The organism is Blautia sp. DFI.1.216 (assembly GCF_020594215.1).
Lineage (GTDB): Bacteria > Bacillota > Clostridia > Lachnospirales > Lachnospiraceae > Blautia_A > Blautia_A wexlerae.
Genome location: NZ_JAJDML010000051.1, coordinates 1 through 26270 on the forward strand (window position 1 = coordinate 1; position 26270 = coordinate 26270).

Below are 26270 nucleotides of genomic sequence, written 5' to 3' on the forward strand. Positions count from 1 at the left end.
TTTGGCATATTCATGCCAAAACACCTCGCGGGATAGTGGTGTGTGAACAGTAACATCGCAAACAATTGTTATTGTCCTGCTGTCCTCTAATATTATCCCTTAATGCCACCGGTAACACCACCGATGATCTTCTCAGACAGGAAAATATACAGAATAAATGTCGGCAGGAATACAATGATCACTGCTGCAAACATTCCGGCCCAGTCACCTGTATATTTCATGGAGTTGATCATTCCATAAAGTCCGGGTGCAACAGGTTTCAGCTTATCCGAGCTTGCGAAGATCAGTGACAGGAAATACTCGTTCCAGATATTAATAAAGTTAAAGATTGTTACTGTTACGATTCCTGACTGTGCCATGGGAAACATGATTTTCCAGAAAGTACGCATGGGAGGGCATCCGTCGATTGCTGCCGCTTCCTCATAGGTTCTGGAAATATTGCTGAAAAATGTAAGCAGGAAAATGGTCGTATAAGGTACATTAATTCCTACATACAATATGATCAGTACAGTTCTTCCTGCAGCCACATTATTCAGGATTCCCATACCGGAAATAATACTGAAAAGAGGAAGAACAACCATGATTGCCGGAACACCCATGGCAGATACGAAGCTGGTCTGGATGAATTTATTTGCAATAAAATCAAATCTGGACAGTACATAAGCTGCAGGTGCACACACCAGGACCAGAATTGTGCAGGAAATCACTGAATAAATCAGAGAGTTTCCGAAGAATCCTGCAACTCCGGCACCGTTCCATGCTTTTGCATAGTTTTCAAAATGTAACCCGGACTCAAACTTCAGGGCTTTTCCCTGGAAGATTTCTGCTGTTGTTGAAAAACTTGCCCCGAATACCCATCCCAGAAGCGCAATGGTAAAGATTACCCAGAGCAGCAGAATGATGTATCCCGGCAGGAGTTTGACTTCTTTTTTCAGATTAAAGGGTCTGCGTGCCTCTTTTTCTTTTGCCATTTCTCATCCCTCCTTAGAATTCCAGATCATCATCTTTGATCACTCTGTTACAGATTGTAAATACAATGACTACGCAGACACTGAGCAGTACACCAATGGCAGCTCCCAGACCTGCATTTCGTTCTGTAACTGTATTGCCGCCGCCAAAAATCTGCATATACATATAAACATAAGGGGTAATTGTCTGTGTGTCTGCAGTTACTGTGGAGAAAAGCTGTGACCATACAAAAAAGCCTACACTGCTTACAGACCACATGGTAATGTTTGTCTTAAATACTCCCTTTAACAATGGAAGTGTCATGTAACGGAACTGTGCCGGTTTGGTCGCTCCGTCAATGGTTGCCGCCTCATAATATTCAGGGCTGATACGCTCAATACCGCTGAGCCAGATTAACATATGGTATCCAACCATTCCAAAACAATATGCAAACAACAGTGCCCAGAATTTGTGGTCATTATCCAGGAACTGAATCTTTGCCAGATTGTCCAGATGCAGTGCTGTAAAAAGATCTTTCAACAAGCCATATCTTGGACTGTATACATACTGTAGCCACATAGTAGCAAGCGCTACTGCACTGACAATATTTGGCATATAAATGATCGCGCGGAAAAATTTCTTTCCTCTGATTCCACTGGTAAGAATAACTGCAAATAAAAGAGACAGGCTCATTACCACCAGACCGCCGATCAGCCAGATACGAAACAGGTTAAAAAATGAAGTCTTAAATAAGCTGGTACTCATCAGCTTTGTATAGTTGCCAAATCCTACAAATTTCCATAAATCCATGGAATCTGTAACTCCGTCGATCTTGAAAAAGCTCATGATCACTGTTCTGATGATCGGATACAGAAAGATTCCCAGAAACAGCAGAACTGCCGGAGTCAGAAATACAACGATCATCGTTTTATTCTTCTTCAAATAAATACCTCCTCTGTAAGTTATACCATATCTACGGATTGCTACGCTTCGCTCCCGCAATCCTCCAGCCATTCGGAATCCGCTGATTTACTTCGTAAATCGCTACTTCCTCATGTCTGGCGGTTTCCAAGTCTAAAAGTCTTATCGCGCAAGCACGAACGACTTTTTGCCTTTGAAACCCGGATATTCAAAAAGACAGATGGCGGCAGCGTAGATACGATGCCACCATCTCTATAAATTCTTTATTTATTTCGCTGCGTCCTGCATAGTGGAAACAAATTCATCTGCTGTAATGGAACCTGCCATTAATTTGATGAAGTTTTCTTTGATAACCGGAGTCATATCTACGTTGGATTCTACACCGCATGCCCATGTGAAACGGTTTGTGCTCTGCTCAATAACAGGTTTTGCACACTCAACCATTGCCGGCCATTCTGTGTTTGTTGTATCAGCCGGGATACCTACAGTTTCATCTGCAAGTTTCTGGTCGTATTCACCTTTTGTAAGGAATGTGATCAGATCAAAAGCTTCTTTTGCAAGTTTTGTATCTTTGTTAATACCAAATACCTGTGCACCAAAGTTGTTTGTTTCGATTCCGTTTGCTCCGTCTGTAAGTGCCGGATATGCGAAGCATCCCCAGTGGAAGTCAGGACCTGCCATCTCTTTTACTTCGTTTGGTAACCAGGAGCCATTCAGATACATTGCAGCTGTTCCAAGTGCAAGCTCTGTGTTCTGACCTGCAGGCCATACGTTGGAACCAACCATCTCTGAATAATATCCGTTAGATGCAAGTTCTTCGATATCCTGTGCCATCTGAAGAACTGCAGGATCATCCCATTCACCTTCAGTTACGATCTCTTTTACTTTATCTTCGCCAACCAGTCTTGCAAGATGATATCCGATCACACATGTTGCATAGGCATCATCCATAGTCATTGGTGTGATTCCTGCATCTTTTAATTTCTGGCATACATCTTTGAATTCATCCCATGTCTTCGGTTCTTCTGTGATTCCTGCCTGCTCAAACAGATCTTTGTTATAGAAGAAAGCAAATACGTTTGGCTGATATGGAATTGTTTTTAATGTACCGCCGCCGGCATCACGGCATGCTGCCATCAGACCTGCATTTGCAGTTGCTTCATAGTCATTCTCTTTCGCAAGGTCTTCCAGATCCAGAAGATATTTACCGTACATTCCGTTTACACGGTCGATATCTTCGTCAAAAATATCAATCTGTGTGCCGCCGTCCAGTGCAGGCTGAAGTGCTTCACGGTTTCCGGTACGTCCCTTAAACTGAAGGTCTACCTTAACTCCTGTCTGTTCTGTATAAGCGTCAACTGCTTCCTGAATCACCTGTCCCTGTGGCTCTGTAGCTTCCCACATTGACCAGTAAACTAATGTATCATCTGCTGCCTGAACAGTGAAAGCCGGTGCTGCAAGTGAACCAACCATAACCGCACATAATGTTGCACTAAGCATCTTTTTCTTCATACCCATAACCTTTTTTCCTCCTTGGTCAGTTTTGACATTTTGTCTTCTTTTTCTCTCTTTTCGCTCTTTTGTTGAATTTCAACAATTATTTCTTTTGGTAGTTCTTATTTTATCATTTTTGCACAAATAGTATTTGCACAAACGTCCATTTCTTTTGTACAAAAATTCATTTTTAACTGGTTTTTCATCTATTTTTGTTGTATACTTGTACACAACAACCATATTGCAGTTTTCGGACAGGCTGAGGGAGGTGGCAGTAATGGCTTTTGAGAGTATGTATCTGGAAGAAGATATTCATATTGACCGGATTTATACAATCCACTATTTTGAATACAAAAGTGATTTTCACTTTGCAGGAGAACGCCATAATTTCTGGGAATTTCAATGTGTAGATAAGGGAAAGGCAGAAATAGAGACAGATAACGGTATCTACCATCTGACAAGCGGACAGCTCATCTTTCACAGACCAAATGAATTTCATAACCTTATTGCCATAGGAAATACCGCACCTAATATTGTGGTAGTTTCTTTTGAATGCGATTCTCCATGTATGAAATTCTTTGAGAAAAAATTGCTGAAACTTTCTGATTCTGAGAGAAATCTCATGGGAATGCTGATTGCCGAGGCACGCCGCTGTATCAAAACCCCTCTGGATGATCCTTATACAGAAAAGATGGAAAAGAAAGAAGATTTTTTGTTTGGTTCTCAGCAGCTTATCCGTATTTACCTTGAGCAGATGCTGATCTACATGATCCGGAGAAATTCTTCTCCTCCCATGACTGTACCTGTCAGCCAATTTGTGAATCTGAAAAATAATTCCGCTGTCTATAAGCGCGTCATTGCTTATATGGAAGACCACATCCGGGAAAATATTACACTCTGCGATCTGTGCCATGACAATATGATCGGACGCTCCCAGCTTCAGAAAATATTTCAGGAACAGCATCAGTGCGGCGCCATGGATTTCTTTTCCCGGTTAAAGATCGCCTATGCCAGACAACTGATCCGCGAGAACCAGATGAACTTTACGCAGATTTCAGAATTTCTGGGATACTCTTCCATCCATTACTTTTCCAGACAGTTTAAAAAAATTTCCGGAATGACACCCACAGAATATATCACATCAATAAAGGCGCTCTCAGAACGAGAGCGCCAGTAATACCAGACCAATATTTTCATAATGTTGAACAGCCTTTTTCTTATTTCATATTGCTGAGATTCTCTATAAATTCATCCGATGTTTCTTCTAATCTTGTAAGCTTCAGAAGTTCGCTTTGTATCTGTTCTTTATAATCCGGATCTGCCTCCAGACCTGCAGCCCACATGTACGGCTTTGACATCTCTTTCATATACGGTACTGCATCTGCCAGCACTTCCGGCCATTGTGTATTGTCCGTATCTGCCGGGATGGAATTAACCGCATCTGTCATTTTCATATCTGTTTCCCCGGTACAGATGGAATATGCAAAGTCAAAAGCTTCCTGCTTCATCTGCGAATCCTTTGTGACTCCAAATCCCTGTGCTCCCACCATAACACCTTCTGTGCCGTCTGTTCCGGCCTTTACTGCAGGCCATGGAAAAAATCCCCAGGAATCATCAGATTCTGTAGCTTCTGTCACTTCATTCGGAACCCAGGAGCCCTGCAGCACCATGACTGCCTCGCCATCTCCCACTTCATCCTGACCTTCCGGATGCTGTGCCGGTGCACTCTGACTCATATATCCCGCAAAAAACAAAATTCTGATATCATCTGCCGCCTCTTTTGCCTGTGGAATCTGTGACCAGATACAGTTACGGATCAGCTGCTGCACTTTCTCCTGTCCAAGATATCTGGCAAGCTGATATCCATACAGAAGATTCACATACTCTTCATCGCAGGTCATGGCACTAAGGCCACTGTCACTGTTTTTAATCTTACGGCATACTCTGATCAGTTTCTCCCAGGTATCCGGGATATCCTGTTCTGTAAGTCCAGCCTCTTCCCATAAATCCTTATTATACCAGACGCCTGTGATATAAGGCTGATACGGCATTGCAAGCAGTTCTCCACTTCCCCAGTTCTTCACCTGCTCCAACAGTACCGGCATAATATGCTTCTCATAATCCACAGTATCTGCCATTCCTTTTAATTCTGCCAGATAATCCCTGTGTTCCTGAGCCATCCTCTGATAATCATCATCAAAAAGGTCAATCTGTTCTCCGGCATCCAGGGCAGGTTCTATCAGAGACCGGATTCCTCTGCCCTTCCACTGAATCTCTACAGAAATACCTGTTGCTTCTTCATAAGCTTCTGCTGCTTCTCTGATCACATCTGCCTGTGGTTCATCTTCTTCCCACATGGACCAGTATACAATACTCTGTTCCGGAATTTCTGTGATTTCATCTGATGCTGATACAGTAACCGCTCCTGTTGCGAACAGCATTGACAAACAGCTCATACCCGCTGCAATGCTTCTCCATTTTTCCATACTGAAAATACCCTCCATTGTACCTGCTTTTACATGGATAACTGTCTGATTTTATTTTCTCCAATAATCACTTGTCTGTCAATCCCCAAAATTTATACATTTCTAACAACCATGTCGGATACTGTCCACTCTCTTTTCAACACCAGACAAAATCATCCGCTTCACTACACCGAATAACTGCTTCACAGGAGCTTTACTTAGTCTGATCAAACAGGATTTCCATCTTCGTTCCCTTACCCGGCTCACTGTCCAGAAGAATCTTCGCATGATGCAAAACTGCGCCATGTTTTACAATAGAAAGCCCCAGGCCTGTACCTCCGGTTTCACGAGAATGGCTCTTGTCCACTCTGTAAAAACGCTCGAAGATTCTCTGCTGTTCGCTTTCCGGAATACCTATTCCGTTATCTTCCACACGAAAATACGGTTTCCCATTGAGTTTTCCCACAAAAACCTTTACATCTCCACCATCCGGGGTATAGCGGATAGCATTATCTGTAATATTGTAGAACATTTCATATAATACATGGCGTACTCCCTGCATCTGTGCAGGTCCGCCTGTATATTCCAGATTAATCTTTTTCTTTACTGCCCTGTTCTGCAGATTGTTGATCACATCTTCCCCAAGCTCTCCGATATCAACCTGTTCAAACATAGTTTCTCCGTTCTTCTCATCCAGTCTGGAAAGCTGAATGATATCTGCAACCAGATTTGATAAACGCTCGGACTCATGAAAAATCCTGCCGGAAAAATCCTGCATCTTGTCCGGCGGTACCATTCCATTCATCATAAGCTCCGCATATCCGGAGATTGACATAAGAGGAGTTTTCAATTCATGGGAAACATTTGCCGTAAACTCTTTTCTTGCACTCTCTGCATTCTTAAGATCTTCCAGCTGTTTCTGAATCTGTCTGTTCTGCTGATCCAGACGAAAAAGCAATGGCCTTAATTCTTCGTAGCATACATGCTCCAGAGGATGTTCCAGATCAATCCGGTTGATAGGCTCTATCAGCTTTCTGGTCTGTTTCTGCACAAGAAAAAGTTCAATTACAAGGATCACGCATACCAGTCCGCCAAGCAGAAGAAAGCTGGTTAACATTGTTACCAGAAGACTGTCTGTAGTTCTGGCTACTCGCAGAACCTGATCATCCTTTAATTTTACAGCATAGTAAAACGTCTGTTTTGATAAGGTGTCTGAATAGCGGACCATCTCACCGGATCCCTGCTTCTCAGCTTCAATAAATTCCGGTCTGTTACTGTGATTTTCCATTTCTTCCGGATTCTCAATACTGTCAAACAACACCTGACCATCTTTTCCCAGAAGAGTGATCCTGCTGCTGGTGGCGTCTCCGACCCTGTCTGAGAGAAAAACGTCTCCGTCTTCTTCCAGACCTGTTTTAATATATGCGGCTTCATCTCTGACACCCTGTTTCATATAAATATCATATCTGTTATACATGACAGTTCCTGCTGCCAGGAATGTAAGTATTACGGATAAAATAATAAGTAAACTGGTGTGACTGAATATTTTATGCTTCATTTTTCCACTCCTGTTTTCGCCTGTTTTATCTGTTATGCGCCGATTCTGTATCCTACACCCCGGACCGTTTCGATCAGATTTCCTGCCTCTCCAAGTTTCTGACGCAGGGTTCTCACATGGACATCCACAGTTCTGGTTTCACCGTCAAAGTCATATCCCCATACATGGCAGAGGATCTGATTTCTTGTCATAACAAGTCCTTTATTCTCCAGCAGATACTGAAGAAGTTCAAATTCTTTTCGGGTAAGATCGACCTTTTCTTCCCGGTAATGCACCTCATGACGTCCTACATTCAGATAAAGCTCGTCGTAATGCAGTTCCTTGTCTTCATTCTGACGGGCACTTCGTCTGAGAACTGCTTTTACTCTGGCAACAAATTCCATCATACCGAAAGGCTTGGTAATGTAATCATCCGCTCCGCCTTCCAGACCTTTTACTTTGTCAAATTCCGCTTCTTTTGCAGTAACCATAATTACCGGCACATCCTTTACAGATGGCATACTTTTCAGCTGTTCCAGAATGGTATAGCCATCATCTCCCGGAAGCATGATATCCAGCAGGATCAGCTCCGGTATCTCTTCTTTCAGCGCTTTCATCAGTTCATTGCCATTGCCAAACCCCCTGGCTTTAAATCCTGTTGTTTCCAGTGTATAAATAAGAAGCTCCCTGATATTCCGCTCATCTTCTACACAATAGATCATTCTGCTTTGCCTCCCCTTTATTTATCACCTGCTTTGTCGTCACAAGTGTATTTCTTTTTTCAGTATACTTATTTTTTTATCCCTGTACAAGTAAATATCCGGCATCTGCTTCATTTCTTTAAAGCAAAAATCCGGCCATTTTCTCTGAAATATCTCTCTCAGATACTTCAGAGTGCCCGGATTTCCTGATCATGCGGATAACATCATCCGTTACTGTTCACTTCGTTCTCAGTAACGTTGCCAAAATTCATTCCAACTTGCCTGCGGCAATGGAATTTTGTCATCTACCTGTTTATTATTATGAAAGCTGATATTTGATTCGTGCGTCTTCCAGTTCATGATAAAATGTTTCGTCCGGATGGCTCTTGACGATATTCAGATGACTGTGAGTATCATACAGATCTTCATTCACCTGCGTCACACAGACTCCAATATTGGAACAATGGTCTGCCACACGTTCCAGACAGGTTGTAATATCCGAAAGGATAAATCCCATCTCTATTGTACATTCACCGTTTCTCAGTCTCTGTACATGACGACGTTTTACTTCTTTGGAAAGTTCATCAATCACTTCTTCCAGTGGTTCAATTTTCTCCGCAAGCTTCATATCCTGTTTGTCAAAAACTTCATATGCCGTATTTACGATATCTTCTACTGCCTGTCCCAGCACTTCCAGATCTTTCTTTGCATTTTCGGAAAATTTCAGTCCTTTTTCATAAAGCTCCTGTGCTGATTCCATAATATTTACAGCATGGTCGGAAATACGTTCAAAATCCCCGATACAGTGAAGCATAATGGAAAGACTGTGACTGTCTGCTTCTGAGATATCTTTGTGGCTCAGCTTCACCAGATAAGTTCCCAGTTCATCTTCATAGCGGTCAACCTTGGATTCCATGTTTTCCACACGTTCTACGCCTTCTTCACTGTATTTATCCACCAGACTCAGTGCTGTAAACAGTGCATTGTGGGATTCTTCTGCCATTTTTCTTGCTGCATTGCGGCTCTGCTCTACTGCAAATGCCGGTTTCTCCAGGAAACGAGGCTCCAGAATCATAAACTCTCTGTCCTCTGCTGAAACAACAACATCCTCTTTTTTGTCCCGGATTGTAAGACAGGCAAGTTTCTCCAGTCCCTTTGCAAAAGGAAGGAGAATGATCGTTGCAGTAACATTAAATACACTGTGGATAACAGCAATTCCTGCCGGTGTTGCTGCCTGATGGAAGAAAGAAAATCCAACAACTGCATTTATAAGATAGAATACAGTCATAAAGATAACCGTACCGATCAGATTGAAATACAGATGTACTGCTGCTGCACGTTTTGCATTCTTCTTGGCTCCGATTGCAGAAAGGATTGCAGTAATACAGGTTCCGATGTTCTGTCCCATAATGATCGGGATTGCTGCACTGAACGGTACTGCACCTGTAAGACACAGGGCCTGCAGAATACCTACAGATGCAGAAGATGACTGGATCACTGCAGTAAGAAGGGCACCTGCTATAACACCTAACAACGGATTTGAGAATTTAAGTAACAGGTTTGTAAATTCCGGCACTTCTGCAAGAGGTTTTACAGCAGAACTCATCATATCCATACCGTACATCAGGATTGCAAAACCTATAAAAATTGTTCCGATATCTTTTTTCTTTGAATCATTGATAAACAGAATGAAGATCACACCAATGATCGCAAGCACAGGGGAAAATGATGTTGGTTTAAACATCTGAATAATAAAATTATCACTCTGTATTCCTGTCAGGCTTAAGATCCAGGAGGTGATCGTAGTACCAATATTGGCACCCATGATCACTCCTACTGCCTGTGATAATTTCATGATCCCTGAATTTACAAAACCTACTACCATAACAGTCGTAGCTGAAGATGACTGGATCACTGCTGTTACTCCTGCTCCCAAAAGCACTGCTTTTATCGGATTTGAAGTAAGATTTTCAAGAATCTTCTCCAGCTTTCCGCCGGAAACCTTCGCAAGGCCATCTCCCATTGCATTCATACCATACAAAAATAATGCAAGGCCTCCGATCAATGTTAATATACTGAATAAATCCATGATTATTCTCCTTTTCCCTTTTCATAAGTATATGGTTATTTAACTTGTTTCCCATCATAACCATGCTTTGTAAAATCATCCCCATGAGAATGTTAAATCCATGTAAAATTTCCAGTCATCATATTCATTCTGTGTAAAGTTCCCATAAATCCATCCGTATTTTTGATATAAAAATAAAAAGAACCATTGCCGGAGATATGACACTAACCGGTGTTCATCTCTTACAATAGTTCTTTTATCAATCCGGATCCTGTATTTCGACAGTATTATTATCAGAATCCGCGGATTTCTTCATCCTCGGAACCAGTCTTATCAATAGAACGGATTTCCAGGAAGTAACTGTAGTTATCATTTACCTTTACTTCCACTCTGTCTCCAACCTTATGACCTTTTAATGCCATACCAATGGGAGATTCAATGCTGATACGGTTTTCCATGGAGTTTCCTCTGATGGAAGTTACCAACTTATATTTCTCAATCTCATCGTCTTCCTCGAAATATACCTCTACAATATCATCCATTCCAACTTCATCGTCTTTGGAATCATCAGAAACAATGGTTGCTGTTTTCAGCATATTCTCAAGGTAGCGGATGCGGCTTTCATTCTGGTTTTTGTGCTTCTTTGCCGCATAATACTCAAAGTTCTCACTCAGATCCCCCTGGGCTCTTGCTTCTTTTACAGCTTCGATTGCCTCTTTTCGTACAACCAGCTTGCGATGGTCAATCTCCTGCTGGATTTTCTCAACATCCTTCTGTGTAAGCTTTTCTTTCATGACTGCATCTCCCTTTTACTGTTTTCCAAGTCGTTTCTCTTTCATATATTGTGCCATTTCATCAGAAATATTGTCGATCAGATAATTTTTACTGCTCTGACGTTTCTCATGCCATTGCTGGCGGATCTGATTTTCTGTAGCTTTTATTTCGTCCCGAAGACCTCTGGCAGACATACGGTGGGCACCCTGTCCCATGATGATGATCTGCTCCAGTCCATCGGATGTTGCTACCGTTACCTGATTTTCCCGGCCAATCTTATGAACCGTTTTCTCAATGTACTGATCCGCTGTCTCAGCTTCTTTGGTGTAAACTACATGAATGTTATGATAGGTGATCACTTCCTCTGCATGGCCCTCTATCTTGTAAGCATCAAATACAAGAATTAACGTACATTTCTTAAAGCCCTGATAGTTGCTCAGAATATCCATCAGTTTTGTCTGAGCTGCATGGAGGTTTGCATCTGCCAGCTCTTTTAAATCTTCCCAGGCATAGATGATGTTATAGCCATCTACAAGGAGATATTCTTTTTCTTTCTTCTTAGCAGAAAAACTGTTGCGGTAATAGCTGCCGCTGTCAGATTTTGCAGAAAATGTTCTCTTAAACTGTGGTTCTTTGTAACGCTTGACCGGTCCGAATGTGCGCTCGAAAATGGCTTTCAGCTCTTCTTCATCCTCATAGCTTCCTACGCCGGCATTCCTGGGTGGACGATAACCTGAATCTGTCTGATTGTTACTGTTCCTGTTTCCTGCTATACTTTCTTCACTATCCGGTATGGCATTCCCCAGTTCAGACTCGTCAATCCCTTCTAAGTGCATATAATCCTCTACTTCATACCATGGCACCACAAATCCAGCTCCATGAGCACAGAATACAGAACCCGTGGGATTGTCCAGGTCACGTTCGGAATCATATCCAATCTCCTCTACAATTTCATCCTGATTCTGACATGGGGCATAGCCCTTCAATGAACAGAATAATCTGCCCCGTCCCTTTGTATAGGAGGTTACCTGTGTCTGATAATCTCGCATCATTGATACAGGTGCACTCCCCTTCAATATCATCATATCATCCTCATCCGCTTCCGGCTGCTGGAAGGTTCCATTCATTTTCTGAATGTCAGTCATAGCACGCCCTATCATATCCCCCGGAATCTCAAGTCTGAACTCATAATATGGCTCAAGCAGGACACTCTTTGCTTTCTTTAATCCCTGACGCACAGCCCTGTACGTCGCCTGCCGGAAATCGCCGCCCTCTGTATGTTTCAGATGAGCTCGCCCTGTGATCAGTGTAATCTGCATATCCGTAATCGGAGAACCGGTCAGTACTCCCGGGTGCTCCCGTTCTTCCAGATGAGTCAGAATCAGACGCTGCCAGTTACGGTCCAGCACATCCTCACTGCATGCAGTAAAAAACTGCAGACCGCTTCCCGGTTCTCCGGGTTCCAGAAGCAAGTGTACTTCTGCATAATGACGCAGCGGTTCAAAATGGCCTACACCTTCTACCGGCTCTGCGATTGTTTCTTTATATACGATATTTCCTGTGCCAAACTCTACTGCTACATGGAAACGCTCCCAGATCAGATGCTTTAATATCTCGATCTGAACCTCACCCATCAGCATGGCATGGATTTCTCCAAGCTGTTCGTTCCATACAATGTGAAGTTCCGGTTCCTCCTCTTCCAACTCTTTGAGTTTCTTAAGCATCTGGTGAACATCACAGTCCTCAGGAAGCAGAATTCTGTAATTTAATACAGGTTCCAGAACCGGCATCTCAGATTCCCGTTCAATCCCAAATCCCTGTCCCGGATGTGTCTGGGAAAGGCCGGTCACTGCACAGATAGTTCCTGCAGGAGCTTCCTTTGCAAGCTCAAATTTCGCACCGGAATAGATACGGATCTGATCCGCTTTCTCTGTATCTGTGAGAAGTTCCTTCACCTTCAATGTTCCACCTGTGATTTTCATATAGCTTAAACGATTGCCCTGATCGTCTCTGGCAATCTTGAATACTTTTGCCCCGAACTCAGATGGATATGTCGGTGTCTCGCAGTATTTTTCCAAACCATGGAGAAATTCTTCTACACCTGTCATTTTTAGCGCAGAGCCAAAGAAACATGGGAAAAGTTTTCGCTCTTTGATTACTTTTCGGATATCTGATGTTGATATTTCCTCTGTTTCCAGATATTTTTCAAGCAGTTCTTCATCGCAGACGGAAATATCTTCCAGAAACTGAGACTGCAGATCTGATTTTTCCCAGGTGAAATCAACGCAATTATCACTTAATCGCTTCTTTAATTCTGCCAAAAGTTTCTCTTTATCAGTTCCGTCCTGATCCATTTTATTGATAAACAGGAACGTCGGGATCTGGTATCTTGCCAGAAGTCTCCATAAGGTCATGGTATGTCCCTGCACACCATCCGCTCCATTGATTACAAGGATGGCATAATCCAGAACCTGCAGTGTTCTCTCCATCTCCGCCGAGAAATCCACATGCCCCGGCGTATCCAGAAGAGTTATCCCCCTGTTTCCCAGTTCAAACTCCGCCTGCTTGGAAAAAATCGTAATTCCTCGTTCCCGTTCCAGGTTATAGGTGTCCAGATAAGCATCCTTATGATCCACCCGCCCCAGCTTACGAATCTTTCCAGTCAAATACAAAATCCCTTCCGACAACGTAGTCTTACCGGCATCTACGTGCGCAAGGATACCTACAACAAGTTTCTCCATAGTATATTTAAAAGCTCCTTTTTCTTTATGAATTGATATATAAGTATTGGCTTAAATAAAATTAATCGTTTGTATCAATTAAAGAACTATTTTAACATAAGAATCTATATAATTCCAATATGGTTCTACTTTAATAAGTGATCCGGCATTGAACGCATTGAGCGCAGTATTCTTTACATTCCAATATGGTTCTACTTTAATCGATAACACCATAGCTTTCTTTATATGTCTTACTCCACCTTTATATCCATTTTTTCATTTACCCATCCTCTGATAGTTTCTTCACTTTCGCAAAGAATCCTGGCTACCTTTTCAATTGAATCTCCCTCTTTAAAAAGGGAATTTGCAATTTTACGTTTTTCCTCTTCTCGTCCAATCTTTATCCCATCATTTTTTCCAGCTTCGTACTCAGCTTTCCTGAGTTTCCTTTTTTCCTCTTCCTCATTGTATTCAAATATACTCATAGCAACTACCTCCGCTCGATTCTTTTGCAGAAATTCTTTGAGAATTCCCTCCTGAATGCTTTCGCTCACTGCACGTTCTACTGCCGTATTCAGTTCCATTTCATTAGAATATCTGCGTACTTTATCAACATACTGAGCATATTCTCTTAGCGTCCGGCATTCTTCCATTAGTTTTTTATTATGCCCTACATTGATATTTAATGTGATGACCTTTAGTTCAAGATTTGGTTCTCCTGACATATTTTCATACGATTCTGACAGATAATCTACCCACCTATCTTCTTTTTTCTCTGTTCCATTATAAAATACGATAAAATTCGGTGTGGGTATTCTCAGTCTTGTTGAGGTATACAAGGACTTCCAATCCACCATTTTCTGATATTCGCTGGAAATGTAGAATAAGTCTCTCAAAGGCATGTTCGGGTTATACGTAGACTGATGTTCATACAGAAACAGATTCGTATTTATAATAAACGCCAGATCATTCTTCATTCCCATATAGATTGCGTTCTCAAGTGTCACAATCTCTAATTGAGCAGCATCTGTATAAGAAGTTTCATTGATTGCATTATACAGCGACAACAGATTCTTTCTGTCTGAAAACAGCATACGGAAGACTGTATCTTTGTACTTACGGTTTGCAGTTGCTGTGTTGCCTTTCAATCGGTTTCTTTTCACAATAATTTTTTTGTTCTTTCTTTTTGCCATTGGCAATACCTCCTGTTTTCCGCAGGAGTCAAAGAACATTTTGTGCTATTCTTATCACTTCTCAGCTCCTGCTTTTCATAATTAACTGGAATTAAAAGCATGGATTTCTGAATTGAGATTAGAATAATCAGACGGCAAAAATGCCTTGAAATATAAGAGAAATATGCTTTATACTTATGTTAGCATTACTTACTCTTATTTTCAAGGCATTTTATATTCTTTTTATTTTATAAATTATATGGGAGTTACTGTTCACACACCACTATTCTGCGAGGTGTTTTGGCATGAATATGCCAAAATTCCATTGCCGCAGGCAATCTGGAATGAATTTTGGCTACGTTACTGTGAACGGAGTGAACAGTAACGTATGGAAACTTTTTTATTCCTTATGTGTCCCTCTGACTACTTTGATTCCACGTTCTTCTATCATATTGCAGATCTGTGTCATCCTTGGACATTCATGCTTTCCATCCGGGAGACGACAGACACCTACGTGGATGGTACTGATTTTTTCACTGACCAGTCTGTCTATCTTTTCCAGGATTCCTTTGTCTTCTATGGGTTCTATCGGGTTGACGCCTTTGCATTCGTTACAGGTCATCATTGCTGCCAGACAGGTATCTTCCGGATAATCCTGAAAGAAATCGGTTCTGTTCTGAAATGCTGCCAGGCATCCAACTCTGGCGCATACATTATTAGAATGAATACACGTCAAAATTCCTATCTTATTCATCTTTTTCCTCCATATATAGCAGGCCAGAGTCAAAAATTTTCCTGACTCTGGCCTGTCAATACTCAAACATTCGAAATCCTCTGATTTACTATGTAAATTGCTACTTTCTCATGTTTGACGAGTCCCAAGCTCCAAAGTCTTATCGTGCAAGCACGAACGACTTTCTGACCTTTTGACCCTGATATCATATTATAAAAATAAAATATGCATCTTCCCGCGGCTGTCATTTACCACTTCCGAATCTACCCGGTAAATCCTTTTGATCAGCTCCGGAGTGAGTACTTCCTGTGGAGTTCCATATCCTTCCAGCACACCATCTTTCAATACATAAATCTTATCGCAGTATGCCGCCGCAATATTCAGGTCATGGATAGCTGATATTACAGTTACGTTAAGTTTCTTTACCAGTTCCATCAGCATGATCTGATGTGTGATATCCAGATGGTTAGTCGGCTCATCAAGGATCAGTGCAGGTGTCTGCTGTGCAAGTGCTCTTGCCAGAATAACCCTCTGCTGCTCTCCACCTGACAGCGTAGAAAATGTGCGATCCGCAAATGCATCCATCTGTACCGTTTTCAGTGCTTCTTCAACAATCCGGTAATCTTTTGCATTATCCCGTTCCAATGCTTTCTTATGAGGTGCACGTCCCATCAACACGACTTCCCGTACGGTAAAATCAAAGTTGTAGTAATTGTGCTGTGCCACAACTGCCATTTTTCTGGCGGAGCTTTTTACGCTCATGGAATGGAGTTCTTCGCCGTCCAGATAAACGGCACCTGCATCTGGCTTCAGGATACGGTAGATGCATTTTAATAATGTAGATTTTCCGCTTCCGTTTGGTCCGATGATCCCTACCAGTTCCTTATCCTTTGACTCTATGGAAATTCCCTTCAGTATCTGTCTGGCGTGAAATCCAACCTGAATATCTTCTGTAGTGATCTTCATTACTTACTACCTCCAAATCCATAGGATTTCCGCACAAGCAGATAAATAAAGCACGGAGCACCGATAATGGATACCAACACACCGATCGGCATCTCAGAATTCTTCAGGATCACACGACATGCCACATCACACCAGATCAAGAACGATGCACCAAGCAGTGCACTTAATGGCAATAATCTTCTGTGGTCTGTTCCAAAAAGGATTCTGATCACATGAGGGATCACAAGTCCTACAAAGCCGATCACACCTGCACAATATACTGCAAACCCGATCATTACAGAAGCAACGATCAAATAAAAAGTTCTCAGCCTGTGCAAATCAGTTCCCAGTGTGATCGATACATCATCTCCTAACAGCATCAGATTCAGATTACGATATTGCGTCCAGAAAATAATTACACAGATCAATGTAACAGGAAGCATTACACCTACTCTGCTCCAGCTTGCGCCTGCAAGGCTTCCCATCATCCACTTCATTACTTCTGTTGCTGCATTTTTGTCATTGGTGATATAGATAACAAAATTGGAAAAAGCAGAACATACCGCACTGACGGCCATTCCGGCAAGGATCAGTTTGGCAGAAGTAGCTTTTCCGCCCATGTTTGCAATGGCAATTACTGCAAAAGAAGTGACCATTGCACCAATAAATGCAGGAACACCAACTGAGTTTCCACCGAGAAATCCACCAACTCCAAGCATGATCGCCAGTGTTGCACCAAGGGATGCACCGGATGAAATACCAAGTACATACGGATCTGCCAGTGGGTTCTGGACAATCGCCTGCATAACTACGCCACAGACGGAAAGAGCCATTCCAACTGCCAGAGCCAGCAGGACTCTGGGCAGCCGGATCAGCCACACAACATCGTGAACTGCGCCTTCTGCATAGGCGGACAGGCTTTTGATATGAAACAATTTATATGCAATGACACTGTAAACATCTTTCAGTGACAGATCTGCATTTCCAAAAGTGATTGCTGCAAGAATGGAAAAAATCAGAAATGCCGCAAGCCCGATAAGAACTGCCACATACATGGATGTCCTGAGCACACTGCCTTTTTTTGTCTGTGAAACCTGTTCTTTCACTGTTATGTCCTCAATCAGTCAAGATTCACATCCGGATATAATCCTTTTGCGAAAGTTTCAATACCATCCTGTGTACGTGTTGCACTTGCGTACATTTCACTGAGCATGATCGGATAAACACGACCGTTCTTTACAGCGTCAAGGCTCTGAAGTGCTTCGTCATCCTTGATAACGGCAAGCTGGCTTTCTTTTACAGTTTCCGGATCATCACCTGCATATGGCATGTATACAACAAAAATCACATCAGGGTTTGCTGCAATGATATCTTCTTTTCCTGCTGTAGAAGCATCCGGGTTTGCCAGAGTCGCACCCAGTTGTGTTACCATATCTCCACCAAGGCTCTTTGCACCATAGTTTGTGATATCTTCTCCAAGAGGTTCCAGAACCATTACGCTTGGTTTCTCTTCTACATCTGCTGTTGCTGTAAGAGTTTTATCGATCACTGCCTTTGCATCATCTACGATTGCCTGTGCTTTGTCCTGTACATCAAAAATCTTTCCAAGATTTAAGATGTCTGTAAATTCATTTTCCAGAGTTCTGTCTCCGTCAGGGCGTGTGTTTGTGTTGTAATAAGTGTTGCAGCCTTTGTCGATCCAGTCTGTTACATTTCCGAGATTTTTATCAGAAAACAGGGAGCTCCAGGATAAGATCATGTCTGGCTCCAACATCGTTACAGTCTCAAGGGATGGGGTAAATTCATCAAGATAATTTGTTTTTGAAAATGCATCTTTAAGTTCATCCGGAACTTCATTGTCAAGACCTGCTGTAGCTACCAGGCGGTCTTCCAGACCAAGTGCAAGCATGGTTTCAATGCTTCCCTGATATACAGCAAGAACTTTCTCCGGTGCCTTTTCATAGGTTGTTTCGATTTCATTTCCATCATAATCATAGGTTGTGATGGTCAGAGGATATTCTGTCTTTGTACCTTCTGCGTCTGCTGTCTTATCTGCATCTGCTGAATCCTGTGCGTCTGCATCTTCCTGTGTATCAGAGTCTGCATCTGCTGCCGGCTGATTGTCCTCTTTGATTGTCTCAGAGTCTGCTCTCTCTGCTGCAAAAGCTGCCGGAGCTGCGGAAACTGCCATAGCTGCTGCCATCATAATTGCCATGATTCTTGTGGATAAATACCTGTTTTTCATTTGACTTCCTCTCTTTTCGTATATGTTATTTACCTGTTCGTGTAACCGAAAAGATGGGACTTCAGAAAAAGTAAAATAGAAGTGATAAGAATAACGGATACTTTTTACGGAAGCTCCTTCTTTACGCTGTCAGGCAGGTTTCCTGACTCACAGATCACAGAAAGTTCCCATAAAATAAAAACTGATACAACATCCATGCTTCAGCAGTTCATGAATGTTGTATCAGAAATATTTCCAGATACTCTCTGACAGCCGGATTCCGCCTTCTCACATATTTATGCAATGACATATTACAATCCCGCTTTTTTCTGTATACAGTGGCCGCAACCGTTCAGGCATTTCACCTGATTCCCTCTCACATTATCATACACAAAATCTGTGTATGATAATGTTCACTTAACAGCTATTCAATTACGCTGATATAATTTTAGCACACTGCTTTTATAATTACAACCATATTCGATACACATCAGAATTCTTTCTTCTCCATAAGCCGGACACCAATCCAAAAAGATCCCATATATACAATTACTGTAAATAATACAACTCCGGCCAATACCATTCCCCGGTTCAGTCCATTCAGCCATGCATCGACTGCGTCTGCTGAAAGTCCCATTGTTTTTATCAGAATATAAACTACGGCAAATATAATAGCCCACATGACCATTGCAATATAACGTCCTTTTTCCGCTCCAAAATGTATTACAAGCGGGAGCGATACCGCCAGCATAAGAAGTGCCAGTGGAATGTCTATCAGGCTGCCAATGATAGTCTCACTCAGACACCCCTGAAGTTCTGCCACACCTTTGCAGATTACTCCCGTTATCGTTGCAATTCCCCACGCTACAGCCGTAAGCCCTGCTCCCAGCAGATATTTTTCCGCCACATACTGTTTTCTGGTAACCGGCAAGGTCATAAGAAACGCAAGACCATTATCAAACTCATCATAACTTATAGTCGTAATGGCAAAAATTGCTGTGACAATCGTAAAATATCCTGTAGCAAAACTGACACTCCCGCTTCCTGCCAGATTCAGGATGACTTCCATTACAACAACCAGGATAAAAAACTGTTTCTGCTGTTTCATCAGTTCTATATCCTTTACAAATAATCCCTTCATACCTGTTCCTCCATCATCACTACCAGATCATCAATCTTTCCATTCTCAATTACAACATCCGGATAATTTTCCATATAAAATTGTTTCTGGTTTGTCAGACACCTGTATCCATAAGCCTCTTTCCGGATCTTAATAAGGTATTGCTGATCCAGTTTTTCATACTCTTCTTCTGAAACTTTAAGAACTGCATAATCTGACAGCAGTACATCTGTATCCTCATGAAGGATAATTTTTCCGGCATGGATCATATAAAAATCGTCACAAAGACTCTCCAGATCTGATGAAATATGTGAACTGATCAGAATAGAACTGCTTTCATTTTCTTCCATATATTCTCTCAGCATGTTCAGCACTTCATCCCTGGCTATCACATCCAGACCAACTGTGGGCTCATCCAGAATCAGCAGTTCTGCCTTATGGCTTAATGCTGCCAGTACTTTAAACTTTGCTTTCATACCAGTGGAAAATTCTTTGATTTTCTTGTCTGTGGGCAGATTGAATCTCCTGCACTGCTGCAGAAATTCATCTCTGTCAAAATCCGGATATATGCTTTTCATGATATTTGCCACGCCCGCTGCTGTCAGATACATACTGAAGCCTGAATCTGCAAAAACAACTCCCAGTTTCTGCTTATCCTCCGGCTTAAGCTCTTCTGCCTTTTTCCCAAAGACCTCTATCTCTCCGCCATCCGGATGAATCAGGCCGAGCAGAGCTTTAAATGTGGTGGATTTCCCGGAACCATTTCTTCCAATAAGTCCTGTAATCATCCCAGGCTGTACTTCCATAGAACAGTCCAGCGAAAAACCTCTGTAATGTTTCTGCAAATGACTGATTTTCAACATGTCTTAGTCCTCCATGATCATTTCAAAAAGATTTCTGATTTCCTCATCGTTCAGTCCACATCTTCTGCCCTTCATGATTGCCTGCTCCAGATCATGTTCTACTTCTTTGAGCTGTTCTTCCCTCATCAGGTTTTTATTTGTGGCTGCAACGTAGGTTCCTTTTCCATGAACAGTAACGGTAAATCCCTCTTCTTCCAGATTGTCGTAGGCTTTCTTCACAGTCAGGGCACTGATCTTCAGTTCCTTTGACAAACTGCGTACTGAAGGTAATACAGTGTCCGGCTGTAACTCTCCTCTGATAATCTCAGACTTAATCTGGTCTATGATCTGTTCATAAATAGGTACCATGGATGAATTATTGATTATTATATGCATATGTTTCTCCTCCATCTATAAACAGTATATAACAGTGCATAACTGTTGTCAACTGTTTTATACTGTTATACATTATATTTTATCAAACGAGTCTGCCTCCCCCTGTTCACTGATTCTCACTTCGATTTTCAGACTAAAAACATTTTTACAGACAAAAAGAAAGATGGATTCGGTTATAAAATTTTCCAAATCTATCTTTCTTCTTATCAGATTCTTAATCCACATTGCTACGTATCTCTACACCGAATAACTGCTCTGCAGGGAACTCACTTAATTCGGTTAAAGAATTGTTTTTAATTTGTTTTTATGTAATGGTTTTTTCTCTGTTTTTACTCTGCCAAATACGCCTTCAGTTTCTCCATATCAGCTTTCATCACTCTCCGTCCCACCTCATAAATCTCCTTTAAATGGGCGGGATCACGCTCAACCGGTTTTGCACTGATGTCTCTGTCCGGGCGGATAACATGGATCCTGCCCTCTTTTTCCAGATATGCGATTTTATCCAGCATACGATTATACTGAATATGACGTTCATCCAGAAGCTTTACAAGCTCCGGATACTCCCTGAACTTCAGTCTGAGCAGTGGCATCAGCTTATTATGTTCTTTTCTGTATCCCGGATGACGGGTACAGACTACCACATTTTTCTCATACCCCTGTGAAAGCATCCAGTTTACAGGTATCGGATCTGAGATGCCTCCGTCCAGATACATTCTTCCATTCAGCTTTACCGGTCTGGCGGCCAGTGGCAGGGAAGCTGATGCGCGCATCCATTCCACATCCAGCCTGTCTCCCATTCTGCATTCCTGATAGCAGGGTTTTCCTGTTTCAATATCTGTACATACAACCGTAAACTTCATGGGTGATCTGGCAAATGTCTCTGTGTCAAAAACATCCAGCTTCCAGGGCACCTCCCCATATGCAAAATCTTTGCTGTAAAGATCGCCGGTAGTGATCCAGCTTTTCAATCCCATATATCGTTTATCCTTGCAGAATCTGGTATTATAACGAAGGGTTCGTCCAATCTGGCGGGACTTATAATTACATCCAAAAATTGCACCGGCGGAAACGCCAACTGTAGAATCTGCATAAATCCCCTGCTCCATCAGCTCATCCAGAACTCCGGCTGTATACAGTCCCCGCATACCTCCACCTTCCAGAACCATTCCGAGGCCTTTCTTTTTATTGTCTTCCATAGCTATTCTCACTTTTCACTTTCTTTCACATATTCATTTCGGATTGCAAATCCATGATCCATAGGGCCACTTCCCTTTCCCAGGTCAAGCATTGCCGCCAGTGCTCCTGAAATATACTGTTTGGAACGTTTTACAGCAGTCTGCAGGTCATATCCCTTTGCAAGATTGGAAGCAATGGCACTGCTCAACGTACAGCCTGTTCCATGTGTGTTTGGATTATCGATACGCTTTCCTTCAAACCAGCAATATTTTCCATCATAGTAAAGCAGATCATTTGCATCATTAATGCTGTGTCCGCCTTTGCAAAGTACTGCACAATGATATGTCTCAGAAATCTTTCCGGCAGCCTCTATCATTTCCTCTGCATTGGTCACTGACATTTCAACCAGAACCTCTGCCTCCGGAATATTCGGAGTAAGCACATCAGCCAGTGGAAACAGTTCCTGCTTCAATATCTCCACTGCATCATCACTGATCAGCTTGGCACCGCTTGTTGCAACCATAACAGGATCCACAACAATGTTTTCCGCTTTATATTGTTTCAGTTTCTCTGCTATTACATGAATCAGATCTTTATCTGATACCATTCCGATTTTTACCGCACCCGGATAAATATCCTGAAAAACAGAATCCAGTTCCTGCCCCAGAAATTCCGGTGTTACATTTAATATTGCCTGTACACCGGTTGTATTCTGTGCAGTTAATGCGGTAATGGCACTCATTGCATATACACCATTTGTGATCATTGTCTTAATATCTGCCTGGATTCCGGCGCCTCCGCTGGAATCACTTCCTGCGATCGTCAGTGCAGTTCTCATAATTGTCTTCCTCTCATTTCTTCTATAATACAATCTTATCTACTGCCTCTTTCAGTTCTTCTGCTGCTTCTTTAATGTTATTCTGAGCATAAATGGCACTGATCACTGCCACACCGCAAATCCCTGTTCCCTTTAGCTGAGATATATTTTCTGCTGTGATCCCTCCGATTGCCACCACAGGGATAGATACCGCTTCACAGATTGCCTTCAGTGTTTCATGGGGAAGTTCTGCCGCATCTGCTTTTGAACCGGTTGCAAATACTGCACCCACCCCCAGATAATCTGCACCACGCTCCTGTGCAAGCAATGCCTGCTCTACCGTTCGTGCCGAAACTCCCAGGATTTTATCCGGTCCAAGTTTCTCACGCACAGCACCTGCTTCCATATCACTCTGCCCTACATGAACACCATCTGCATTCATCTTCAAAGCAATTTCCACATTGTCATTTATGATCAGAGGTACCTTATAATCTCTGCATAATTCCTGAAGTTCAGCTGCTTCCTGCAGGAAAGTTTCATCATCTGAATTTTTATCTCTGAGCTGCAGAAAGGTTACGCCTCCATCCAGACTCTCCTTTACCACTTCCTTAAGGCTCCGCCCATTAAGCCAGTGACGGTCCGTTATTGCGTATAAGCGCATTTTCTCTTTATCGAATTTCATGTTTCACTCCTCTTTTCTACTCTTATCTATAGCAATTTACTCCAAAAGTTCTGCTGCAATTTTCTCCAGCTCATCTCTGATCTTAATGTGTTGCGGACATACTTCTTCGCACTTACCACATTTCACACATTCATTGGCAGATTTCCTACCATGTTTGCCTACCAGCCATTCTTCCTGGTGAACTGTGCAGTTGCTTCTTCTCTTGTCTTGCAGTTGATCCATGCTGCATTCTTTGTAAAAAGAGTCATATATTTTTTACATACTGATAATTCCCAAAACATTTGCAATAGAACTCAGCAAAATAATGATCAGACAAATCGGTGCAAAGTATTTGATAAATACTCTGTACAGTTTCTTTCTGCGGAATGGAGAAGACTGTTCAATTTCTTTTACCATTCCATCAATACCAACAACACGAAGAATCAGAATACAGGTTGCAAGTGCTGCCAGCGGCATCATTACTGAGTTTGTTATAAAATCGAAGAAGTCAAGGAAGTTCATTCCAAAGATACGAATGAAATCCAGAAGTCCATATCCCATGGAAGATGCGGTTCCAAGTACAATCATGATCACGACCATCAGACCGCAGCATTTCTTACGGCTCCAGTGAAGTTCATCCATGAATGTGGAAACACTGGTTTCCATCAGGGAAACTGCACTTGTCAGGGCTGCAAGTAATACAAGTATGAAGAATACGATTCCTGTTGCAGTACCAAATCCCATACTTGCAAATACTTTTGGCAATGTGATAAACATCAGAGATGGTCCTGCCTGAAGTGTTTCAGGATTTCCACCGGAAAATGAAAATACCGCCGGGATGATCATCAGACCTGCAAGGATTGCGATACCTGTATCGAAAACCTCAACCTGTGTGGTAGATCTCTCGATATCCATATCTTTACGGACATAGGAACCGTAAGTATACAGGATTCCCATTGCAATGGACAAAGAATAAAACATCTGTCCCATCGCTGCTACTACTGTCATCCAGGAGAAATTTTTCACATTCGGGATCAGGAAATATTTCACACCTTCAACAGCACCCGGACGTGTGACAGAATAGATTGTAACCACGACTGCCAAAACTACCAGAACCGGCATCATGATCTTTGACATTCTCTCTACACCGTTCTGTACACCACCGAGAATGATGATGAATACAAGCGCCGCAAATACCAGAAACCAGAGTTCCACCTGCCAGGAGTCGGAAATAAAGTTTCCAAAATATCCGTCTTCCGCTACTGCCTGGACATTTCCTTTGAAATATTCCACAAGGTACTTAATTACCCATCCGCCAATCGTACTGTAGTAAGGAACAATCAGCATTGGAATCACTGCATTTAACCATCCGCCGATTTTGAATGATTTCGTTTTTCCAAAATGCTCAAATGCACCTACCGGACTCTTTCTGGTCATTCGTCCAAGAGCTGTTTCTGACATGATCAGCACATAACCAAATGATGCAGTCAGAAGAATATAGATCAGCAGGAAAATTCCGCCTCCATATTTCGCTGCAAGATATGGAAATCTCCAGATATTTCCCAGTCCTACTGCAGAACCTGCAACTGCCAGCACATAACCAATCCTTCCGGAAAAGCTTCCTCTGTTATGGTTATGTGCAGAATTGTTTTCTTTTTTCATTATACACCTCACCTCGTTACAAAAACCTCCCATAGGATTTCTCCCATGGGAGGTCTGCTAGTTTTTTACTGATTCTATAGTATCAAAAAGATGCGGGAATGTCAAAGACTAATAATAATTACAGACTTAATTGTAACATATTTGTTACTGTTCACACACCACTATCCCAGTATATATTTCAAGTATAGTCTTTCTGTACGCATTGTTCTATGATATAATAGTTGAGCTACCACCCCTAGACAGGTGCAGAAAGGGGGTGTGTTGTAAATGGATATGATCTTATCATTTATGCTTTCTATCTTGGCAAGTGTAATCGCCTACTACATTTGCAAATGGTTGGATAGAAAATAACAGCTGGTAGCCAGCCTAGGGGAATAAGCCACCCTGCCCAAACGGAATAAAAAAGCCTCAGAGGTCGCAACTCTGGGGCTTTTGCTGTGTTATAAATGAATTTAACCTTATCATTTTGCCTACTGGCATTATATCATATGCATTTTTTGTTTGCAATATACTCAATATACTTTTTCGAATCAAGTCAAACTTTTGGTTACTGTTCACTTCGTTCACAGTAACGTATTGGACGGTCTTTGGATCAACACCAGCATAGAGAAGATTGGTAATGTAAGTGTGCCGCAGGGTTCCCCCCAAGTCTTTGGCGGGCCGTGAGGAAGTATCTTTAAGCCCCCATGCAGTCATCGCGCCGAATCTGCCACAATCCGTTTTATGAAATCGTAGATTGCTCCGAAGAAGTCTTTTCATCACCTCCCTGACTGCTCCATCTTCGCGGCGTTTCATATTCGCTCATACATGGGTTATGTACCTGTTGTGCTGTCTATTCGATTGTCAACGAATCATGAAAGCTTATCTCAGCCTATAATGAAAATAGGATACTGA

At 42.1% G+C, this 26270-nt stretch carries 23 protein-coding genes and 1 riboswitch; of the genes, 1 reads left to right on the forward strand and 22 read right to left on the reverse strand.

The window, feature by feature from the left end:
• Positions 1–92: 92 nt before the first annotated feature.
• The 3 genes from LJE11_RS15535 to LJE11_RS15545 form a co-directional block, all read right to left on the reverse strand.
• Positions 93–971, reverse strand: a complete 879-nt coding sequence (locus tag LJE11_RS15535; RefSeq protein ID WP_008705900.1) for a carbohydrate ABC transporter permease — start codon at positions 969–971, stop codon at positions 93–95.
• Positions 972–984: 13 nt separating this feature from the next.
• Positions 985–1890, reverse strand: a complete 906-nt coding sequence (locus tag LJE11_RS15540) for a carbohydrate ABC transporter permease (protein WP_025580677.1) — start codon at positions 1888–1890, stop codon at positions 985–987.
• A 246-nt stretch (positions 1891–2136) separates the two neighbouring features.
• The gene (locus LJE11_RS15545) at positions 2137–3381 is read right to left on the reverse strand and encodes an ABC transporter substrate-binding protein (RefSeq protein ID WP_025580678.1); all 1245 of its coding nucleotides are present in this window, start codon (positions 3379–3381) and stop codon (positions 2137–2139) included.
• A gap of 259 nt (positions 3382–3640) precedes the next feature.
• Here LJE11_RS15545 and LJE11_RS15550 point away from each other — a divergent pair, with 259 nt between their 5' ends.
• Positions 3641–4540: a helix-turn-helix domain-containing protein gene (locus LJE11_RS15550; protein ID WP_020993456.1), complete on the forward strand. Its 900-nt coding sequence runs from the start codon at positions 3641–3643 to the stop codon at positions 4538–4540.
• Between the two features lie 40 nt (positions 4541–4580).
• On the opposite strand, the gene LJE11_RS15555 is transcribed toward LJE11_RS15550, so the two are convergent.
• From LJE11_RS15555 to LJE11_RS15645, 19 genes are all read right to left on the reverse strand, one after another.
• Positions 4581–5849 (reverse strand): ABC transporter substrate-binding protein, encoded by a 1269-nt coding sequence (locus LJE11_RS15555; protein ID WP_227296197.1) that lies wholly within the window; start codon positions 5847–5849, stop codon positions 4581–4583.
• A gap of 193 nt (positions 5850–6042) precedes the next feature.
• On the reverse strand, positions 6043–7386 hold the full coding sequence (locus tag LJE11_RS15560) for a sensor histidine kinase (RefSeq protein ID WP_144136793.1): 1344 nt from the start codon (positions 7384–7386) through the stop codon (positions 6043–6045).
• Positions 7387–7418: 32 nt separating this feature from the next.
• A complete protein-coding gene (locus LJE11_RS15565; protein ID WP_025580682.1) occupies positions 7419–8087 on the reverse strand; it encodes a winged helix-turn-helix domain-containing protein in 669 nt (222 codons plus the stop codon).
• A 298-nt stretch (positions 8088–8385) separates the two neighbouring features.
• Entirely contained in the window at positions 8386–10155 is a 1770-nt protein-coding gene (locus LJE11_RS15570) for a Na/Pi cotransporter family protein (protein ID WP_008705912.1), read from the reverse strand.
• Positions 10156–10427: 272 nt separating this feature from the next.
• Positions 10428–10928 (reverse strand): transcription elongation factor GreA, encoded by a 501-nt coding sequence (gene greA, locus LJE11_RS15575; RefSeq protein WP_008705914.1) that lies wholly within the window; start codon positions 10926–10928, stop codon positions 10428–10430.
• Between the two features lie 15 nt (positions 10929–10943).
• On the reverse strand, positions 10944–13649 hold the full coding sequence (locus tag LJE11_RS15580; RefSeq protein WP_227296199.1) for a translation factor GTPase family protein: 2706 nt from the start codon (positions 13647–13649) through the stop codon (positions 10944–10946).
• Positions 13650–13879: 230 nt separating this feature from the next.
• On the reverse strand, positions 13880–14821 hold the full coding sequence (locus LJE11_RS15585) for a hypothetical protein (protein ID WP_008705918.1): 942 nt from the start codon (positions 14819–14821) through the stop codon (positions 13880–13882).
• Between the two features lie 379 nt (positions 14822–15200).
• Positions 15201–15554, reverse strand: coding sequence for a CGGC domain-containing protein (locus LJE11_RS15590; protein WP_118633733.1), 354 nt, complete (start codon positions 15552–15554; stop codon positions 15201–15203).
• A gap of 189 nt (positions 15555–15743) precedes the next feature.
• Positions 15744–16499: an ABC transporter ATP-binding protein gene (locus LJE11_RS15595; protein WP_118521784.1), complete on the reverse strand. Its 756-nt coding sequence runs from the start codon at positions 16497–16499 to the stop codon at positions 15744–15746.
• Positions 16499–17584: a FecCD family ABC transporter permease gene (locus LJE11_RS15600; protein WP_226852954.1), complete on the reverse strand. Its 1086-nt coding sequence runs from the start codon at positions 17582–17584 to the stop codon at positions 16499–16501. The genes LJE11_RS15595 and LJE11_RS15600 overlap by 1 nt, the downstream gene beginning before the upstream one ends.
• Before the next feature lie 14 nt (positions 17585–17598).
• Positions 17599–18723, reverse strand: a complete 1125-nt coding sequence (locus tag LJE11_RS15605) for an ABC transporter substrate-binding protein (protein WP_020993459.1) — start codon at positions 18721–18723, stop codon at positions 17599–17601.
• Positions 18724–18838: 115 nt separating this feature from the next.
• Positions 18839–19118, reverse strand: a riboswitch (cobalamin riboswitch).
• Between the two features lie 74 nt (positions 19119–19192).
• On the reverse strand, positions 19193–19843 hold the full coding sequence (locus tag LJE11_RS15610) for an ABC-2 transporter permease (RefSeq protein WP_055060401.1): 651 nt from the start codon (positions 19841–19843) through the stop codon (positions 19193–19195).
• The gene (locus LJE11_RS15615) at positions 19840–20685 is read right to left on the reverse strand and encodes an ABC transporter ATP-binding protein (RefSeq protein WP_055060400.1); all 846 of its coding nucleotides are present in this window, start codon (positions 20683–20685) and stop codon (positions 19840–19842) included. Before LJE11_RS15615 ends, LJE11_RS15610 begins: the two co-directional genes overlap by 4 nt.
• Before the next feature lie 3 nt (positions 20686–20688).
• Positions 20689–21060, reverse strand: a complete 372-nt coding sequence (locus tag LJE11_RS15620; RefSeq protein ID WP_173745054.1) for a GntR family transcriptional regulator — start codon at positions 21058–21060, stop codon at positions 20689–20691.
• Between the two features lie 329 nt (positions 21061–21389).
• Positions 21390–22256: a patatin-like phospholipase family protein gene (locus tag LJE11_RS15625; RefSeq protein WP_022380059.1), complete on the reverse strand. Its 867-nt coding sequence runs from the start codon at positions 22254–22256 to the stop codon at positions 21390–21392.
• Positions 22257–22264: 8 nt separating this feature from the next.
• Entirely contained in the window at positions 22265–23074 is an 810-nt protein-coding gene (gene thiD / locus LJE11_RS15630; protein WP_118670430.1) for a bifunctional hydroxymethylpyrimidine kinase/phosphomethylpyrimidine kinase, read from the reverse strand.
• A 22-nt stretch (positions 23075–23096) separates the two neighbouring features.
• A complete protein-coding gene (thiE, locus tag LJE11_RS15635; protein ID WP_008705937.1) occupies positions 23097–23735 on the reverse strand; it encodes a thiamine phosphate synthase in 639 nt (212 codons plus the stop codon).
• Between the two features lie 36 nt (positions 23736–23771).
• On the reverse strand, positions 23772–23957 hold the full coding sequence (locus LJE11_RS15640; RefSeq protein WP_255656197.1) for a 4Fe-4S dicluster domain-containing protein: 186 nt from the start codon (positions 23955–23957) through the stop codon (positions 23772–23774).
• Positions 23958–23990: 33 nt separating this feature from the next.
• A complete protein-coding gene (locus tag LJE11_RS15645; RefSeq protein ID WP_173698145.1) occupies positions 23991–25376 on the reverse strand; it encodes a sodium-dependent transporter in 1386 nt (461 codons plus the stop codon).
• Positions 25377–26270 lie beyond the last annotated feature (894 nt).

Coding starts and splice junctions, on each gene's coding strand:
- LJE11_RS15585 (WP_008705918.1), bottom strand. CDS start 14,821: ATGGCAAAAAGAAAGAACAAAAAAATTATTGTGAAAAGAAACCGATTG.
- thiD (WP_118670430.1), bottom strand. CDS start 23,074: ATGAGAACTGCACTGACGATCGCAGGAAGTGATTCCAGCGGAGGCGCC.
- LJE11_RS15590 (WP_118633733.1), bottom strand. CDS start 15,554: ATGAATAAGATAGGAATTTTGACGTGTATTCATTCTAATAATGTATGC.
- thiE (WP_008705937.1), bottom strand. CDS start 23,735: ATGAAATTCGATAAAGAGAAAATGCGCTTATACGCAATAACGGACCGT.
- LJE11_RS15545 (WP_025580678.1), bottom strand. CDS start 3,381: ATGAAGAAAAAGATGCTTAGTGCAACATTATGTGCGGTTATGGTTGGT.
- LJE11_RS15560 (WP_144136793.1), bottom strand. CDS start 7,386: ATGAAGCATAAAATATTCAGTCACACCAGTTTACTTATTATTTTATCC.
- LJE11_RS15565 (WP_025580682.1), bottom strand. CDS start 8,087: ATGATCTATTGTGTAGAAGATGAGCGGAATATCAGGGAGCTTCTTATT.
- LJE11_RS15610 (WP_055060401.1), bottom strand. CDS start 19,843: ATGAAGGGATTATTTGTAAAGGATATAGAACTGATGAAACAGCAGAAA.
- LJE11_RS15580 (WP_227296199.1), bottom strand. CDS start 13,649: ATGGAGAAACTTGTTGTAGGTATCCTTGCGCACGTAGATGCCGGTAAG.
- LJE11_RS15535 (WP_008705900.1), bottom strand. CDS start 971: ATGGCAAAAGAAAAAGAGGCACGCAGACCCTTTAATCTGAAAAAAGAA.
- LJE11_RS15595 (WP_118521784.1), bottom strand. CDS start 16,499: ATGAAGATCACTACAGAAGATATTCAGGTTGGATTTCACGCCAGACAG.
- LJE11_RS15605 (WP_020993459.1), bottom strand. CDS start 18,723: ATGAAAAACAGGTATTTATCCACAAGAATCATGGCAATTATGATGGCA.
- LJE11_RS15615 (WP_055060400.1), bottom strand. CDS start 20,685: ATGTTGAAAATCAGTCATTTGCAGAAACATTACAGAGGTTTTTCGCTG.
- LJE11_RS15640 (WP_255656197.1), bottom strand. CDS start 23,957: ATGGATCAACTGCAAGACAAGAGAAGAAGCAACTGCACAGTTCACCAG.
- greA (WP_008705914.1), bottom strand. CDS start 10,928: ATGAAAGAAAAGCTTACACAGAAGGATGTTGAGAAAATCCAGCAGGAG.
- LJE11_RS15645 (WP_173698145.1), bottom strand. CDS start 25,376: ATGAAAAAAGAAAACAATTCTGCACATAACCATAACAGAGGAAGCTTT.
- LJE11_RS15625 (WP_022380059.1), bottom strand. CDS start 22,256: ATGGAAGACAATAAAAAGAAAGGCCTCGGAATGGTTCTGGAAGGTGGA.
- LJE11_RS15555 (WP_227296197.1), bottom strand. CDS start 5,849: ATGGAAAAATGGAGAAGCATTGCAGCGGGTATGAGCTGTTTGTCAATG.
- LJE11_RS15570 (WP_008705912.1), bottom strand. CDS start 10,155: ATGGATTTATTCAGTATATTAACATTGATCGGAGGCCTTGCATTATTT.
- LJE11_RS15550 (WP_020993456.1), top strand. CDS start 3,641: ATGGCTTTTGAGAGTATGTATCTGGAAGAAGATATTCATATTGACCGG.
- LJE11_RS15620 (WP_173745054.1), bottom strand. CDS start 21,060: ATGCATATAATAATCAATAATTCATCCATGGTACCTATTTATGAACAG.